The sequence below is a fragment of the Porphyrobacter sp. AAP82 genome (assembly GCF_000331285.1).
In the GTDB taxonomy this organism is placed as follows: Bacteria; Pseudomonadota; Alphaproteobacteria; order Sphingomonadales; family Sphingomonadaceae; genus Erythrobacter.
On record NZ_ANFX01000034.1, the window covers coordinates 1 to 15,999 of the forward strand.

The window sequence follows — 15,999 nt, forward strand, 5'->3', positions numbered from 1 at the left end:
CGCCGCCGCCTTCTCGGTCGTGATCTCGGCCGCCTTCTTCGCCTACGCCATCATCCCCGCCAGCCCGGCGCAGATGGCCTGATCGGGCTGCCGGTCACAGCCCTCGCTGCCCGGCCGCTGCAATGCTAGGGGACCAGCTTCCCGCCCTTGATCACGGCCGAAACGCGCTCGAGCACGGTGATGTCGGCGAGCGGATCGCCGCTCACCGCGATCATGTCGGCAAGATAGCCCGGCGCGATCCGGCCCAGTTCCTGCCCCTTGCCGAGGACCTGCGCCGCGCTCGTCGTCGCCGCTGCGATGGCCTGGCGCGGGCTCATGCCGCCTTCGACCATATATCGGAACTGGCGCGCGTTCAGCCCGTGCGGATAGACCCCGGCATCCGAGCCGAAGGCGAGCGGCACGCCCAGTTCGACCGCGCGGCGAAACGCATCGCGCTGGACCTGCGTGGTCTCGCGGTTCTTGCGCAGATATTCTTCCGGCCAGCCTTCCGCCGTGCCGACTGCGTCGATGTAGTCGCCGTTGAAGATGTCCATGACCAGCCACACGCCGTGCTCGCGGGCCATCGCCAGGCCTTCCTCGTCGATCAGGCTGGCATGCTCGATGCTGCGCACTCCGCTGCGGATCGCGGCCTTGATCCCTTCCTCGCCGTGCGCGTGGGCGGTGGCATAGGACCCGCGCGCGGCGGCCACGGCGATTGCGGCGCGCATCTCGGCCTCGGTGAGTTCGGGCTCGCCCGGTTCGGTGCCGATCGCCAGCACCGCGCCGGTTGCCATGAGCTTCAGAAAATCGACGCCCCCATCGAACAGGAAGGTGGCGCGCGCGGCGGCCTCGTCGGGGCCGGAGAGCACGCCCAGCCGCATATCGGCGGGCAGCCGGTCATTGGGGACCACACCGTTCAGCTCGCCGCCGCCGCCCGGATGGGTGAGATAGGCCCCGGCGACGAACATCCGCGGGCCCGGCACCAGCCCCTTGGCAATGGCATTGCGCAAGGCCACGTCGGTCAGCCCGCGATAGGTGCCGACATCGCGCACCGTGGTGAAGCCTGCCTCGAGCGTGACCCGCGCATTCCTCGCTCCGATCAGCACCGTCTCGACCGGCGAGGTCTTCAAGGGATCGGCAAGGTCCGCGCTGCTGCCGGTGTCGGCAAGATGGGTGTGGAGGTCGATCAGCCCGGGCAGGACGCTGTAGGCCGACCAGTCCACGCGCTGCGCCCCCTCCGGCGCGGCGGCGCAGGGCTCGATCCTGACGATGCGCTCGCCCTCGGTCAGAATGCATTGCCCGGTCAGCACCGCGCCGCTTGCAACATCGAGCAGCCGCCCTGCCGTAACATAGAGCGTCTCGGCCAGCGCGGGCGCGGGTGCGGCCAGCGCCAGCAGGGCGGCGATGGCGGCTGGCATTCTCACTTCGACGACAGCTCGGTCAGCAACAGGCGGTAATATGCAAGGCTCTTGCCGATCTTGCCGATCGGCACGCGTTCATCGAGGCCGTGGGAGAAATCGTCGCTGTCGCGCATGAAAGTGCCGCTTGCGCCGTAGCTGGGAACGCCAAGCGCGCGGAACCACATCGAATCCGATGCGCCCGAGGCCTGCGCCGCGATCACCGGGACCGGCCCGAAGGCCCCCTCGATCGCCCGTGTCGCGGCACCAACGAAGGCCTCGTCATACGGCGAGGCGGGAGCAGCGACGGTGTATTCGGGGTCGATCTCGCGGATCGTCATGGCCGGCTCTGCGGCGATCCTCGCGAGATCGGCCAGCACCTCCTCTTTGGAATGGCCGGGGAAGATGCGGCAATTGACGATCGCCGTCGCGCGCTGGGGGAGTGCATTGCGGCCGTGGCCGGCGCTCACCATCGTCGGCACACAGGTCGTCGCGATCTTGCCGACATAGGCCGGATTGCCGCGCAGCACCGCGATTGCCGCCTTGTCGGCCGGGTCGGCGGCAAAGGCGCGCATCGCAGCGGCCAGCAGCGGATCGGAGACGAAGGCGGCTGCCTTGGTGAAATAGTCGCGGGTGATGTCGTTCACTTCCGGCGTGAAATGATGCGCGCCAATCCGGCCCAGGGCCCCCGAAAGCTGAACAATCGCATTATCCTCGCGCGGGGTGGAGCTGTGGCCGCCGGGGTTGGTCACCTCCAGCTCGTAATCGGCGTAGGTCTTCTCGGCGCCCTGCCAGCTCCAGTAGGCGGGCTTGCCGCTGGCATCGTCAAGGCTGCCCGAAGCCCCGTCGACATTGAGCACCAGCCGGGCACCCTTGAGCCTTTCGGCAATGATCCTGGAGGTGACCATCGTCGTCTCCTCGTCACCCGAGAAGGCAAGCACGATGCTGCGTTCGGGGACGAAGCCGGATTTGCGCAGTTCCATCACTGCGACCATCGCCTGCACCATGTCGAACTTGGTGTCGCTTGAGCCGCGCCCGAACAGGTAGCCGTTCTCGACCACCGGGGTGAAGGGATCGCGCTTCCAGTCTTCCGGCTTGGCATCGACCACGTCCATATGCGCGGAGATGACGATCGGGCCAGCTGCGGGGTTCTTCCCCTTCCAGGTGGCGACGAGATAGGCGGTGTCGTCGACCGGCACGATCTCGATCTCGGCCGCCTTCCAGCCGGCCTCGATCAGCGTTTTCCTCAACAGCGTGGCGACCTTGCCCGTCGCGTTGTCCTCGCCCCGCACCGAGCGCAGCGCGATCGCCGCGCGGGCGAGGTCCACCACCTGCTGTTCGGGCGGGGGCGCTGCCTGTGCGAGCGCCGGGTCAGAAACGGCAGCTGCCAACAGGCCGGCGAGCAGGAGTGTGGAGCGCATCGGCAGTTCCCTCGATTGTCGGACCTTGAGGCTATGGCAATCCGGCACCGGCGGCAACCGCCGTGCCTAGACCGCCGCGAAACGCCGGAAGCCGCCGCCGTCGGCGATCACTTCCCTCGCGCAATTGTGGCCAGGCGCGCCGGTGACGCCGCCGCCGGGGTGATTGCCCGCGCCGCACATGTAGAGCCCCTTTACCGGCCCGCGATAGGCCCCATTGCCGAGCACGGGCCGCGCGCTCCACAGCTGGTCAAGGCTCATGTGGCCATGCATGATGTCCCCGCCGACGAGGCCGAACTTCTTGTAGAGCCCCTTGGGGCTCAGCACCTGCCGCCCGAGGATCGAGGCGCGGAAGCCGGGCGCATGGGCTTCGACCGTATCGATGATGGTATCGGCGGCGGCGTCTTCCTCGTCATCCCAATCGCGCCCGTCTGGCAGCTCGGGGGCGAATTGCTGGCAGAACAGGCTGGCGACATGCTGGCCCGTGGGCGCGAGGCTGTCGTCCACCGTCGAGGGGATCAGCATCTCCACAATCGGCCGCTTCGACCAGCCATGCGCCTTGGCGTCAAGGAAGGCCTTGTCCATGTAGGCGAGCGTCGGCGCGATGATGATGCCGCTCTGGTGATGCTCGCCCGGTTCGGGGAGCGAGGTGAAGCGCGGCAATTCGCTGAGCGCCACGTTCATGCGGAAGGTCCCCCCTCCCGCCTTGTAACCGCGCATCCGGCGGCGGAAGTCCTCGGGCTGGTGCTGTTCGCCAAGCATCTTGCCGTAGAGCAGCTTGGGGCCGACATTGGCGATCACGCGCCTGGCCGCGATCTCCTCGCCGCTTTCGAGCTTCACCCCTGCGACCGTATCGCCATCGACCAGCACCTCGGCGACCGGGGCCTCGAGGCTGATTTCGACCCCCGCCTCGCGGCACACCTGCGCCATGATCTGAGTGATCGTGCCCATTCCGCCGATGCAGTGGCCCCAGGCGCCCTTCTTGCCGTTCACCTCGCCGAAGACATGGTGGAGCAGCACATAGGCGCTGCCCGGCGTGTCGGGGCTGGCGTAGTTGCCAACCACCGCGTCAAAGCCGAAAGCAGCCTTCACCGCTTCGCTTTCGAACCACTGGCCGAGGAAGCTGGTGGCGGATTTGACGAAGAGGTCGAGCACATCGCGCTTGGCTTCGAGGCCGAGCTTGGAGAGGCCCCAACCCTGCGATGCGCCGGCGATCAGCGTGCGCAGGCCCTCGCCGACATTGGGCGGGCTCTTGAGCGCGAGGCTGCGCAGCACTTCGGCGACGCCTTCGAGCGCATCGTAATAGGCAGGCAGCGTCGCCGCATCGGCGGCCGAGAAGCGCGCGAATTCGGCCTGGGTGCGTTCCAGCCCGCCGCCCAGCTTGAGGTAGCCGCCATCCTCCTGCGGGAGAAAATTGCTGATCGGCCGTTCGATCACGCGGTAGCCGTAGTCCGCAAGCCGCATGTCGCGGATCACCTTGGGCTGGAGCAGGCTGACCGTATAGCTCGCCACCGAATTGCGGAAGCCGGGGTGGAACTCCTCGGTCACCGCCGCCCCGCCGACGATATCGCGCCGCTCGAGGATGCGCACCTTCAAACCCGCCTGCGCGAGGTAGAAGGCGCAAGCGAGGCCATTGTGGCCCGCGCCGATGATCACGGCGTCGTATTTCTGGGTCATGCGCGGCGGCTCCATCCGGCTGCGGGTTGCTGTTCGAGGCGGGCCTCGGGGATCAGGTCACGGATGCGGCGACAGAAATGCTTGAGGCACACCTCCTTGTCGCTCAGCGGCCCCATGCTGAAGCTGCGGCTCGCCATGCCCTGCTGGACGCGGGTGATGAGCGCGGTGTCCTCGGCGTTGACCTGGCGGTTGATGCGCCAGTTCAAGTAGCGCGCGGCGCGCATCTCGCGGCGCCATTTGTCGTCAGGGGCATCGGGCAGGACATAGCTGATCTCGCGGATCAGGCAGGTGGTGGGGCCGGTGGGCAGCCACTGCATGAAATCGATCTGGTCGGGATAGATGTCGAAGGCGACATTGGGCCAGAGCTTGAAATAAAGCCAGAAGCGCTGCTTGTCCTCCGGCAGGTGCGGGACCGGCGGGAGCAGGCGCTGGTACATCCGTTCGGACCAGTTGACGCTCTCCCGGTCGATCATCGCGCCCCACATGCGGTCGACATGGGCTTCGGCCTCGATCCCGTAACCCTTGCCGAACAGGCGCGTGAGGCCGGGATGGGCAACGGGGATGTGGAGGCCATCGGAGTAATTGTCGCCGACATTCTTCCAGTTCACCTCGCGCGGACGCAGGGTGACGCGGCCCAGAGCTTCGAGTTCCTCGAAACGGTAGGGCGCGACCATCGCCTCGAAAGGCGCCATCGCTTGCGCGACCGTGGGCCCGCCGTCATCTTGCAGCCGCACGAAGATGAAGCCGCGCCACACCTCCAGTTCAACCGCGACAAGGCCCGCCTGATTGCGGTCGAGCGTCGGATAGCTGGCGCTGTCAGGGACCCCGGTGAGCCGGCCGTCGAGATCATAGGTCCAGGCGTGATAGGGGCAGACCAGCTTCTTCGCGCAGCCGCTCGCCCCGTCGACGAGGCGCGAGCCGCGGTGGCGGCAGACGTTGGTGAAGGCGCGCAGCACGTCGTCGGCCCCGCGCACCACGATCACGCTCTCGCTGCAATAGTCGAGGCTGTGCCAGTCGCCTGCCGCCGGAATGTCGCTGACGTGGCACACCACCTGCCAGCTCGGGCGGAAAACGCGGTCCAGTTCGACCTTGTGAAACTCGGCATCGTGATAGGTCCAGGCCGGCAGGCTCCACCCCTCGAGCGGGTCGTTGTCGTGGGCGGGGAGAGACCGAGTTGCCATGCGCGCTTCCTTGCTTTACATTCGTATAACAAGCCCGGCATGAGCGCACAACCCGCCTTTACCCGCGCCGATCCCGATGCGCGCCGCCAGAGCCTGATCGAGGCGACCGCGCGCGTGCTGGCGGCACGGGGCGCAGCGGGCGTCTCGGTGCGCACGATCTGCGCCGAGGCAGGGGTTTCGGCAGGCCTGCTGCGGCACTATTTCGCCAGCGTCTCGGACGCGATGGCCGAGACCTACCGCTGGACCGGCGCGGAGATCGACCGGGCGCTGGAGGAGGCGGTGGCGGCCGCCGGACCCGATCCGCGCGCACGGCTGATCGCCTATCTTGCGGCCAATTTCCGTGCCCCGATCGCCACGCCCGAACTGCTTGCCACCTATGTCGCCTTCTGGAGCCTCACCCGCAGCGATGCCGAAGTCGCGGCGGTGCGGGCCGAGGTATACGGCAGTTTCCGGCAGGGGCTGGAGGAATGCTTGCGCGCTTACCGCCCCGATATCGCCGACGTGCGGGTCATTGCCGTCGCGCTGACCGCACTGATCGACGGGTTGTGGCTCGAACTCTCGCTCGGGCAGGCGCCGTTCAGTGCCGAGGAGGCCGAGACACTGGCGGCAAGATGGCTCGACGCCTTGACCGCCTAGCTCGCGGTCGGCACGGCCCCCCGCCGCGCCCACAGGTAGAGCGGGATGCCCGCCCCCATCAGGACGAGGCTCCAACCGCTCGCTTCGATCCCGGCGCCCCATAGCGTCCACAGCGCATAAGCCGCCCCCGCCTCGGCAAAGCCCCGCGCCACCTTCATCTTCCACGCCGCCAGCGCGCAGGCAAGGTAGAGCCACAACGCCGCGCTGGTCGAAAGCAGCAGCACGAATTCGTAAATGCCCTGCATGTCCCTGCTCGCATTGAGAGCGAGGCAGACCGCGGCGATGACGCTCGACACCAGCAGGGCGCGGTGCGGGGTGCCGTGGCGGTCGGTCGCGGCAAACCAGAGCGGCAGCATCCCGCGCTGCGCCATGGCGCGCGGCAGCTCGCCCTGGAGCAGCACCCAGCCATTGATCGCGCCGATGCAGCTGACGATCGCGAAGACCGTCACCAGGGCCGCAGGGCCGGCGCTCCAGTAGCGCTCGACGAAGGTCGCAAAGGGCGCCGGCGAGTTCGCGGCGACCGCCTCGGGCAGCATCAGCGCGATGGCCGAGCACACCAGCAGGTAAAGCGCTCCGGTCAGCCCCGTGCCCCACATGGTTGCGCGCGGCACGTTGACCGCAGGGTTTTCGACCCGCGCCGCCGCGATGCTCGCGCATTCGAAGCCGAGCAGCGCGAACAGCGTCAGCGCCGCCGCACCGCGCAGGTCGGTGCCATTGAGCTCGCTCATCGCGAAGGGCCGGATCTCGGCCTCGCCCGTGCCCGCCACCAGCGCCGCGATCACGATCACAGCGACCAGCGGCACGAGCTTCAGGAGCAAGGTCGCGATCTGGAAATTGCCCGCCGCCCGCACGCCGCGCAGGTTGAGCAGCGTCATCGCCCACACCAGCGCGATCGCCGACAGAGCCGGGCCCATCGGGATGGCGGTGATCGCCGGGATGAAGGACGAGGCATAACTCACCGCCGCGACCGCGATCGAGACCACCGCGGTCCACACCGATACCCAGTAAACCCAGCCCACCAGAAAGGCGGGAAGCTCGCCGAAGGCTTCGGTGACGAAGCCCGCCGGATCGCTCGCCCCGGGCCGCGCGCGGGTCAGCGCGGCCAGCACCCAGGCCAGCACCAGCGTCCCGGCAGTGGTGACGATCCAGCCCGCAACCGCGTTCCAGCCGAACGGGGCCAGGCTCGCCGGGAGCAGGAACACCCCCGATCCGATCATGTTGCCCATAACGAGGGCAATGGCAGCAAAAAGGCCGAGCTTGTGGCCCGGCCTTTCTGTTGTTTGCATGGGCTGCGTCACGGGATCAGAAATCGAAGCCCGCCTTGATGCCGATGATGCGCGGCCGAGTCACGACATCGTAAAACACCCCGCCGGAGTTGGTCAGCCCGTCGGCGTCCCCGCAGACGGTCTCCCCGCACTGCACCCCGCTGTTGATCACGCCGCGCGAATCGAACAGGTTGGTCGCGTAGAGCTCGAAGCGCAGGTTGTCCTTCTTGACGCCGAAGCTGAGATCGACCGTGGCATAGGGGTCGAAATCGCCCTTGATGTCGTTCTGGAGATCGCGAAGGTCGCTGCGCCGCCGGCCGATATAGGCCGCCGCGCCCTGGGCATGCGCGTCCCATCCGCCGAGCGGGAATTCGTAGCGCGCTATGGCGTTGCCCTTGAACTTCGCGGTGACCGGCAGCTGCGTGCCGGCCGATGCCAGCCGCGCATTGCCCGCGCCGATGGTGCAATCGAAGCTCGCATTGGCGATCCGGCAGAAATCGCGCCGGATCGTCGCGTCGTTGTAGCTGCCCGAAAGCGACAGGGTCAGCCCGTCGGCGCGATAGGTGAAATCGGACTCGATTCCCCTGATCCGCGCGATCCCGACATTGCGGATTTCGGTCAGCCCGTTGGCGCCCAGGAAGGACAGCTGGATGTCGTTCCAGTCCTCCTGATAGACCGCGCCGTTGAAGGTGACATCGCCGAACTGCGTCTTCCAGCCGAGCTCGTAATTGTCGAGCGTGTCGGGAAGGTAGGGCGGCAACGTGCCGCGCCGGTTGACCCCGCCGGGACGGAAGCCCTGCGACCAGGTGGCATAGACCAGGATATCGGGCGTGATCTTGTAGGTCGCATTGAGCTTGTAGATCGCGTCGGTATCCGAGGTGACCTTGTCGAGGTTGGTACAGGGCGAGCCGGCGACCTGCGCCGGGCCGAAGCACGCGGCCTCGCCGGTCCGGCTCGAAAAGCCCGCGCTGTAGCCGAAGAAGCCGACCAGCGAGTTCTTGTAGTTGTAGAGCCGCGCGCCGCCGGTCAGCGTGAGCTGGTCGGTGACATCGTAGCTCAGCTCGCCGAACGCGGCATAATCGCGGTCGACGCGGGTCTGGCGGGTCAGCCAGATGTTGCTCGGCGTGCCCGTGACAGTGATCGAATCCGCGATGTTGTCGATGATGTAGTTCTGGGTGATGTCGTGCTTCTGACGCTGCGCGAACACACCGCCGATGAAGCGCAGCGGCGCTTCGGCCGGGCTCGAGATGCGCAGTTCGCCGAAGGCGCGGCGGTAGCTGTCATTGCCCTGGATATACTGGTTCGGGTTCACCAGCGCGCCGGCATTGTCGTAGAAAAACGCGCCCGAGCCGAACAGCGCGTCATAGAAATAGGCGTAGTCCGAATAGTCGGATTCGGTGTCGGTGGTGCGCCACAGGTGGCCGCCGGTGGCCACGAGGTCCCAGCTGCCGATCTTGCCCTCGATGGTCAGCGCGGCCTGGAGCCACTTGTCCTTCGAGGATTCAGGATTGTACTGCACCGTCTGGAGCGAGCGGGTGACCGCCCTGCTGCGCTCCTGCGCGAAGCTGCCGTCGGCGTTCTGGATCTGGCCCATGACGGTCGGGCGCAGGGTCCAGCTGTCGTTCAATTCGATCCCCAGCGCGACGCGCGCGCCGTAGGTGTCGACGTCGTTGTAATCGTCCTCGACCAGGGCATTGTTGTTCTGGGTGATGCCCGAGCTGGGATAGGTGCGGCTGCCGGCGATATTGTCGATGAAGCCGCCGTCCCGCCGGTACCAGGCGACGATGCGCACCGCGGCGGTATCGGAGATCCTGGCGTTGTAGAAGGCTTCGGCCACCCCGCCGAAATCGCCGCGGTTGACGCTGTTCAGCTCGAAATCCATCGCGCCGTAGCTGTCTTTGTAATCGGGCGCATTGGTGACCATCTTGATCGTGCCCGCCATCGAACTGGCGCCGTAGAGCGTGCCTTGCGGCCCGGCCAGCGCCTCGACCCGGGCAAGGTCATAGGCGTGGATATCAAGCGCGCCCTGGATGGTCGTGATCGGCATTTCATCAAGATAGATGCCGACCGTGGGCTGCGAGGCGGAGTGGTTCGCGTTCTCGCCGCTGGCAACGCCGCGGAAATAGACCTGGCTGAAGCCGGGCCCGCCGGTCTGCACCGTGACCGAGGGCAGGAACTTGGCGATGTCGCGCACTTCGTTGATCTGCAACTGGTCGAGCGACTCTGTTCCCAGAGCCGTGATCGCGATCGGCACATCCTGGAGGTTCTGCGAGCGCTTCTGCGCGGTGACGATGATGACATTGTCGTCACCGCCGCTGTCATCAGCCGTGTCCTGCGCCGCGACCGGAGCCGCGATGACCATCGCGGTGCCTGCGAGAAGAGACGCGGTAACGACCCGCATCCGGTTGGATTCCATGAACGTCAAAGGTGCCTCCCTGTGGCAGTGTGCCAGACCCCCGCAACAAACCGCCACAGGAGCGGCCGATTGCCAAGCGGTTGCTTACCTTCAATGTCCCGATGATGTAGTTTGGTTGCCCGCTATGACAAATTTGTCACATCTTGCGGCCGGTCAAACGGGCCGATCGGCATAGGTCTCGACCAGATCGCCGAGCGCCGCGCGCAAGGGCCCGAGCCACTGCGCATAGGGCTCCCACTGGTCCACCCCGTCGCGGTTGATCGGCCGGCGGACCTGCTCGGACGATGCGGTCCGCACCGCGCGGGTGTTGCGGTGGAACTCCATGCAGGCCTCCTCGAAGGGCAGGCCGAGATAGGCGAGCATCGCGCGCACCTCGCCTTCCGGGTCATCGAGCAGGCGCTCATGGATCACGCGGTGGATGCGGCCGGGCAGCACGCGATCGTAATGGTCCATCGCGCGCACATAATCGGCATAGTAGCGACCGATGTGATCGAGCGAATAGCTGAACCCCTGCCCCTTGGCGAAGTGCTGGCGGAAATTGGAAAAGCAGCAATCCATCGGACTGCGCCGCGCGTCGATGATCTTCGCGCGCGGCAGGATCAGATGGATGAAGCCGGCATAGGCCCAGTTGTTGGGCAGCTTGTCGATGAAGAACGGCCGTCCGGTCTTGCGCTGCACCCGGGTGCGCTCGAGGAATTCGGCCCCCAGCTGTGCGAACCGTCCGGGCGCCATGCCGGCCACCGCCAGCGGCCAGTCGCGCGGGTCGAGCCCCGCCTGTTTGGCCTCGCGCATCGCCATGGCCGGAATGTCGGGCAGCTCCATCGTCCCCTCGATCGCCGAGTGGCTGGCGAGGATCTGTTCGAGCAGCGTCGAGCCCGCACGCGGCAGGCCGAGGATGAAGACCGGATCGGGCGACGGATCGCCCTGCCCGGCCCGCTCGGCCAGAAACGCCGGCGTCAGCACCGCGATCATGCTGTCGACCTGCCGCGAAGTCATCTCCGGCCGGTAGCCCAGATCCGTGCTGCGCAAGGCGTTGCCCGCGGCGAAGTGGTGGAAGCTCCTGCCCGCATCCCTGCGGTCGCCCCACGCCTTGCCCAGCGCGAAGTGGAGGTGGAGCGCGTCATCCGACCCGATCCCGGCACCCAGCGCCGCTTCCATCGCCGCGATGTCGGCATCGGTGAAGGTGACGGTCTTAAGGTTGGCTAGGCTCCACCACACCTCGCCCAGATTGGGCTCGGCCGCCAGCGCGCGGCGATAGGCGGCGATGCTGTCGTCCTGACGGCCGACGGTCTTGAGCATGTGCCCGTAGCTCATCCACAGCTTGGCGTGATCGGGGAAGGTCCGGGTCAGCTCGTCATAGATCGCGAGCGCCTCGTCATAATCGCCGATCCGCCCGAGCGTGGCGGCGAGCAGGTTGCGGTTGCCCGAATGCGCCGGGTCGCGCGCCAGCACCGCTTCGAGCACCTCGGCCGCTTCGGCGTAACGGCTCTGGCGGTAGAGCACCGTCGCGAGATTCGCCTCGGCCGCAGTGAAAGACGGCGCAAGCTCGAGCGCGCGGCGCAGCAGGGTCTCGGCATCGCCGTAACGCCCGAGCCGCCCGGCCAGCTCGGCCATCATGCGGATCGCGGCAACATCGGTCGGCTGGGCCGAGAGGCGCTCGCGCAGTCCGGCTTCGGCGGCGGGCAGATCATTGGCGAGCAGCGCCCGGGCAATCGCCAGCATCCGCGGATCATGCGCGGCAGCGCGGACCGCGTCCATCTCGGCCCGCGCCGCCTCCTCGTCGCGGCCCAGCTGGCGCAGCAGGCGGCCGAGCATGCGGTGGGCACCGGCGTCGGCCGGATTGCGCTGCGTGACGATCCGCAGCTGTGCGGCTGCGGCGGCAGGATCGCGCCGCGCCAGCTCGACAATGGGCGACACCTGTCCTGCCTCGCTCTTGCTCATGGGCGCCCGCGTAACATGTGGCTGCGCGAGTGGGTAGTGGCCTTGCCCCCGCCATCACCAAGCCCTAACCCGCCCTCGTCACACAGCCGGAGACCACAAGCATGGAGACCCTGTCCGAAACCCGCAGCCACGCCGGCACGCAAGGCGTCTATCGCCACGCCAGCGCGGCGACCGGCACCGACATGACCTTCGCGGTGTTCGTGCCCGATCACGCGCCGGGCGAGCGGCTGCCGGTGCTGTGGTATCTCTCGGGGCTCACCTGCACCCATGCCAATGTCATGGAGAAGGGCGAATACCGCGCCGCCTGCGCCCAGCACGGCATCATCTTCATCGCCCCCGACACGAGCCCGCGCGGCGACGACGTTCCCGATGCGCCCGAGGAATACGACTTCGGCAAGGGCGCAGGCTTCTATGTCGATGCCACCCAGCAGCCCTGGGCGAGGCATTACCGGATGCGCTCCTATATCGAGGACGAGCTGCCCGCGCTCATCGCCGGCAGCTTCCCCGCCGACATGACCCGTCAGGCGATCACCGGACACTCGATGGGCGGGCACGGCGCGCTCACCATCGCTCTGCGCAATCCCGGCCGGTTCCGCTCGGTCAGCGCCTTCGCGCCGATCTGTGCACCCGCACAGGTGCCGTGGGGAGAAAAGGCGCTGGCCCGCTACCTCGGCGAGGACCGCGCGGCGTGGGCCGGATATGACGCGGCCATGCTGATCGAAGCCGGCGCGCGCCTGCCCGAACTGCTCGTCGATCAGGGCAGCGCCGACAATTTCCTCGAAGGGCAGTTGCGCACGCCGCTGCTGGAGGCCGCCTGCGCAGGCGCAGGGATCCCGGCAAGGATCCGGATGCAGGAGGGCTACGACCACTCCTATTTCTTCATCTCGACCTTCATGGCAGAACACATCGCCTGGCATGCCGACCGGCTGAAGCGTTGATTGCCGGAATGCAAGCTTGCCCCCCGAGGATCAGCCGCCACAGGGTATGATTGGCGGAGAGGGGGGATTCGATTAATGTTATTAATTTATTGAATATTCTATACTTTAATTTGACCTCCGCCTAATTATGCCCCAAACTCTGCCCCCAATTTTCTGTGCTTCCCATAAGGTTGGACGGACACATCCGGGACGACGGACAGGTGTGATGCTTTCACAGGAACGTATCGGAATAGGCTCCCTATGCATTCGTCCATGACCTTGCCCCATCCTCCAAGAGAATGTGGCCCCGCTTGCCGACAGGCTCAATCTGACCACTCACGAAAAAGGCGAGCATCTCAGGGTCCTGCACATCGATCTGACACAAGGTGCGCTCCCCACTCGCTGTGCGAGCCACTACCACGCCGCTGACAGGCTGGCCCTCGCGATCATGGAAGACTGTGTAGCTTTCGATCGCAGCGGGGCCGACATAGTCCTTGTTCAGGATCGGAACCGGTTCGCACGCGGCGTCGGCCTCGGCCTGGTAATCGAAATTCTGGGGGAAGCTGGCTGCGGCGATGGGCCGGGATGCGATCACGATACAATGGTTGTCCGTGGCATAGCCCCCATTGGCGAAGAGGAAACCGTTGCCTCTTTCCTCGCGCAGGCGCTGGACCATCGAGACGACGGCATGGCTCATGTAATTGGCGATCGGGCCGCCGCCGAAGGTCAATCCGCCAAACACGCTCGCCGGTCGTTCCAGTGGCCAACCCAATGTACGGCGCGCCATCTTGGGAACGCAGGGAAAGCAACTGTAGAGCTCGACAAGATCGAGATCGGCGCCGGTCATGCCATTGAGTTCGAGCGTGCGACGGATCGCCGTGTCCATGCTGACCGACCGGTCATAACGGTCACGGCGCAGGATATTCGGGTCTTCCTTGGCAGCCGCGCCCATGCCGACATAGATGAGGCGCTCCTCCGCCATGCCCCGACGCCGCGCTTCGGCGAGGCTGGTGACAATGAACCCGGCCCCCTGATTGACGGAGGAATTGGCGACCGTGAGCTTGGTATAGGGGAACGCCAGCGGGCGGTTCTTCGGTCCCGGCGTCAGGATCTCTTCCGCCGGCATGGCCTTGCGGATCCATGCGCCTTCGTTGCTGGCGGCCACTTCGCTGAACTGCGCCCAGATCGCACCGGTTTCGGCCTGGCCCTCGGCCAGCGTCTGCCCATAGGCTGCCCGTCCGGCGTTCTCGTAGATGGGATAGACATCCACCGGCGCCGACAGACCGTGCAATTGAAGATAGCCCGGCTCGCGCCGGCGCGCCGCCGCCCGCAGCGCGTTATGGCTTGCGCTATCAGTCCTTGTGCGCGCTGCCGCGCGGGCAGCGGCCGTCCGCAGGGCTTCCCCGCCCACAACCGCGGCGAGCGTAACCTCGCCTGATCCGATGCGGTTTGCCGCTTCGTTCAGCAGGCGGATCGGCGTGTCGCCATGGGGCGCTTCGGACTGGTAATTGATCCGCGGATTGGCCCCGATAGCCCGGGCCAGCGTGTCGCACAGATTGCCAAGCTCGCGGAAGCTGATCTGATCAACGATGGCGAGGCTGTCGAGCCGGGCCAGCACATCGCCGCCCGCATCCTGTTCCGCAAGGCGCAGCGCTGCGGCCATCAGGCCCGGCGGATCGAGGCCCAGCTCGGGATCTTCGGGACGGTCATTGATCTGGCCAACGCCAATGATCACCGAAATGCGTTCGGGGTCCTGCATGTCACGAGTTCCTGATTGATCGACAACGGGCCTAACGCGCCTTCCAGACGGGAGCGCGCTTTTCCGCAAAGGCGCGAGGCCCCTCGCGGGCATCCTCGCTTTGCATCACCTGCCGTCTTTCGGAGTCATTGTGCGCCCAGGAGCTGTCTTCATCAGGCCGCGTGCCATCGATGATACCGAGCGCGATCCGTTTCGAGGCCTGCACCGAGAGCGGCGCATTGACCGCGATCCGGGCAGCCAAGGCAAGGGCCTCGTCCAGAAGCTGTTCGGCGGGAACAACCATGTTGACGAGGCCGAGCTCTGCAGCCCGTTCGGCGCTGAACGGCTCGCCCGTCAGCAGATATTCCATCGCGATCTTGGCAGGCAATTGCTGCACGAGCCGAAACGCACCGCCTGCGGCCGCAAGAATGCCGCGCTTCACCTCGGGCAGGCCGAACTGGGCGGTTCCGGCGGCAATCACCAAATCGCTCGCCAGCGCGAGTTCCGTGCCGCCACCGAGGGCAAAGCCATTGACCGCCGCGATCACGGGCTTGGACACGGGGTGCTGAACAAACCCGGCAAAGCCCCATGCCCGCTGCACCGGGTCCGCCGGTGCGATAGCCTCGCCGCGCGACAGCGCGACCAGATCGGCCCCGGCGCAAAATGCCTTGTCGCCTGCTCCGGTCAGAATGATCACGCGAACATCCGGGTCGGCCTCTGCCTGTTCGAGCGCTTCGCCGATCCCGACATGGACTGCGGCATTCACGGCATTGCGCGCCTGCGGACGGTTGATGGTCACCAGTAGAACGTTGCCGCGGCGTTCGACCAGAACCGCTTCGTTACCTGCATCACTCATTGGGCGCCCTCCTTGTATGAACCGTCAGCGATCAGGCTGCGGATCTTGTCCGATACGGTTTCGAGCACGCCCTCGGCGGCCAGCCGGTCGATTTCGGCATCCTCCAGCCCCAGCCATTCCCGGACAACGTCAAAAGTGTCCTGACCCACCAGCGGCGCAGGGCGATTGTCGGCATCGGGAATCGTGTTCCAGATCGCGGGCCGCCGTTCGATCACGAGCGGATCGGGGAGCAGATCGTCGTGATCGACCCGGAACAGGCCGCGCTCGATGTAATAGGGGTACTCGGGCTGTTCCGGCACACGCAGCATCCGTGCGGCAGGAACGCCAGCGCCTTGCAAGGTTTGGGCGACGGTTTCGGCATCCTGACCCGCGATCCACTGGCCCAGCCGCGCGTCAAGTTCCGCCCGTCGCGCCAACCGCCCCGGCCGCGTCGCCGTGGCAGGATCCTTGAACAGGGGATCGTCGATGATGCTCGACAGCCTCTGCCAGTCATCATCGTCGCGCACCGTGACCTGTGGACCGGCGTGCAAAAGGGACCCCGTTAGCGGGGTGATCGGCGTCTAAAAGGGACCCCTCAT

Annotated in this window: 12 protein-coding genes; 2 read left to right on the plus strand and 10 right to left on the minus strand. The window is 66.6% G+C overall.

The window, feature by feature from the left end:
- Positions 1-125: 125 nt before the first annotated feature.
- The 4 genes from D620_RS0111230 to D620_RS0111245 all read right to left on the minus strand — a co-directional run bounded on the left by D620_RS0111230 (position 126) and on the right by D620_RS0111245 (position 5,652).
- Positions 126-1,397, minus strand: coding sequence for a metal-dependent hydrolase family protein (locus tag D620_RS0111230; protein ID WP_017665908.1), 1,272 nt, complete (start codon positions 1,395-1,397; stop codon positions 126-128).
- Between the two features lie 2 nt (positions 1,398-1,399).
- A complete protein-coding gene (locus D620_RS0111235; protein ID WP_017665909.1) occupies positions 1,400-2,797 on the minus strand; it encodes a M20/M25/M40 family metallo-hydrolase in 1,398 nt (465 codons plus the stop codon).
- 66 nt (positions 2,798-2,863) lie between these two features.
- A complete protein-coding gene (locus D620_RS0111240; RefSeq protein ID WP_026092155.1) occupies positions 2,864-4,471 on the minus strand; it encodes a phytoene desaturase family protein in 1,608 nt (535 codons plus the stop codon).
- Positions 4,468-5,652: an aromatic ring-hydroxylating oxygenase subunit alpha gene (locus D620_RS0111245; RefSeq protein WP_017665911.1), complete on the minus strand. Its 1,185-nt coding sequence runs from the start codon at positions 5,650-5,652 to the stop codon at positions 4,468-4,470. The genes D620_RS0111240 and D620_RS0111245 overlap by 4 nt, the downstream gene beginning before the upstream one ends.
- A gap of 39 nt (positions 5,653-5,691) precedes the next feature.
- On the opposite strand from D620_RS0111245, the gene D620_RS0111250 reads away from it, so the two are divergent.
- Positions 5,692-6,288: a TetR family transcriptional regulator C-terminal domain-containing protein gene (locus D620_RS0111250; RefSeq protein ID WP_017665912.1), complete on the plus strand. Its 597-nt coding sequence runs from the start codon at positions 5,692-5,694 to the stop codon at positions 6,286-6,288.
- Here the strand turns inward: D620_RS0111250 and D620_RS0111255 are convergent.
- The 3 genes from D620_RS0111255 to D620_RS0111265 form a co-directional block, all read right to left on the minus strand.
- The gene (locus tag D620_RS0111255; protein ID WP_026092156.1) at positions 6,285-7,574 is read right to left on the minus strand and encodes an amino acid permease; all 1,290 of its coding nucleotides are present in this window, start codon (positions 7,572-7,574) and stop codon (positions 6,285-6,287) included. The two genes, D620_RS0111250 and D620_RS0111255, sit on opposite strands and share 4 nt — an antisense overlap.
- Positions 7,575-7,590: 16 nt before the next feature.
- Positions 7,591-9,969: a TonB-dependent receptor gene (locus D620_RS0111260; RefSeq protein ID WP_017665914.1), complete on the minus strand. Its 2,379-nt coding sequence runs from the start codon at positions 9,967-9,969 to the stop codon at positions 7,591-7,593.
- 153 nt (positions 9,970-10,122) lie between these two features.
- On the minus strand, positions 10,123-11,910 hold the full coding sequence (locus D620_RS0111265; protein ID WP_017665915.1) for a tetratricopeptide repeat-containing sulfotransferase family protein: 1,788 nt from the start codon (positions 11,908-11,910) through the stop codon (positions 10,123-10,125).
- Between the two features lie 101 nt (positions 11,911-12,011).
- Here D620_RS0111265 and fghA point away from each other — a divergent pair, with 101 nt between their 5' ends.
- Positions 12,012-12,848: an S-formylglutathione hydrolase gene (gene fghA / locus D620_RS0111270; protein WP_017665916.1), complete on the plus strand. Its 837-nt coding sequence runs from the start codon at positions 12,012-12,014 to the stop codon at positions 12,846-12,848.
- A gap of 238 nt (positions 12,849-13,086) precedes the next feature.
- Here the strand turns inward: fghA and D620_RS0111275 are convergent, their stop codons facing one another.
- Genes D620_RS0111275 through D620_RS0111285 form a run of 3 tightly spaced genes read right to left on the minus strand, consistent with a single transcriptional unit; the run spans position 13,087 to position 15,951 of the window.
- Positions 13,087-14,586 (minus strand): acetyl-CoA acetyltransferase, encoded by a 1,500-nt coding sequence (locus D620_RS0111275; RefSeq protein WP_017665917.1) that lies wholly within the window; start codon positions 14,584-14,586, stop codon positions 13,087-13,089.
- Positions 14,587-14,617: 31 nt separating this feature from the next.
- Positions 14,618-15,421, minus strand: coding sequence for a crotonase/enoyl-CoA hydratase family protein (locus tag D620_RS0111280; RefSeq protein ID WP_026092158.1), 804 nt, complete (start codon positions 15,419-15,421; stop codon positions 14,618-14,620).
- Complete coding sequence (locus D620_RS0111285; protein ID WP_196795279.1) at positions 15,418-15,951, minus strand: CoA transferase; 534 nt, start codon at positions 15,949-15,951, stop codon at positions 15,418-15,420. Before D620_RS0111285 ends, D620_RS0111280 begins: the two co-directional genes overlap by 4 nt.
- Between the last annotated feature and the right edge of the window lie 48 nt (positions 15,952-15,999).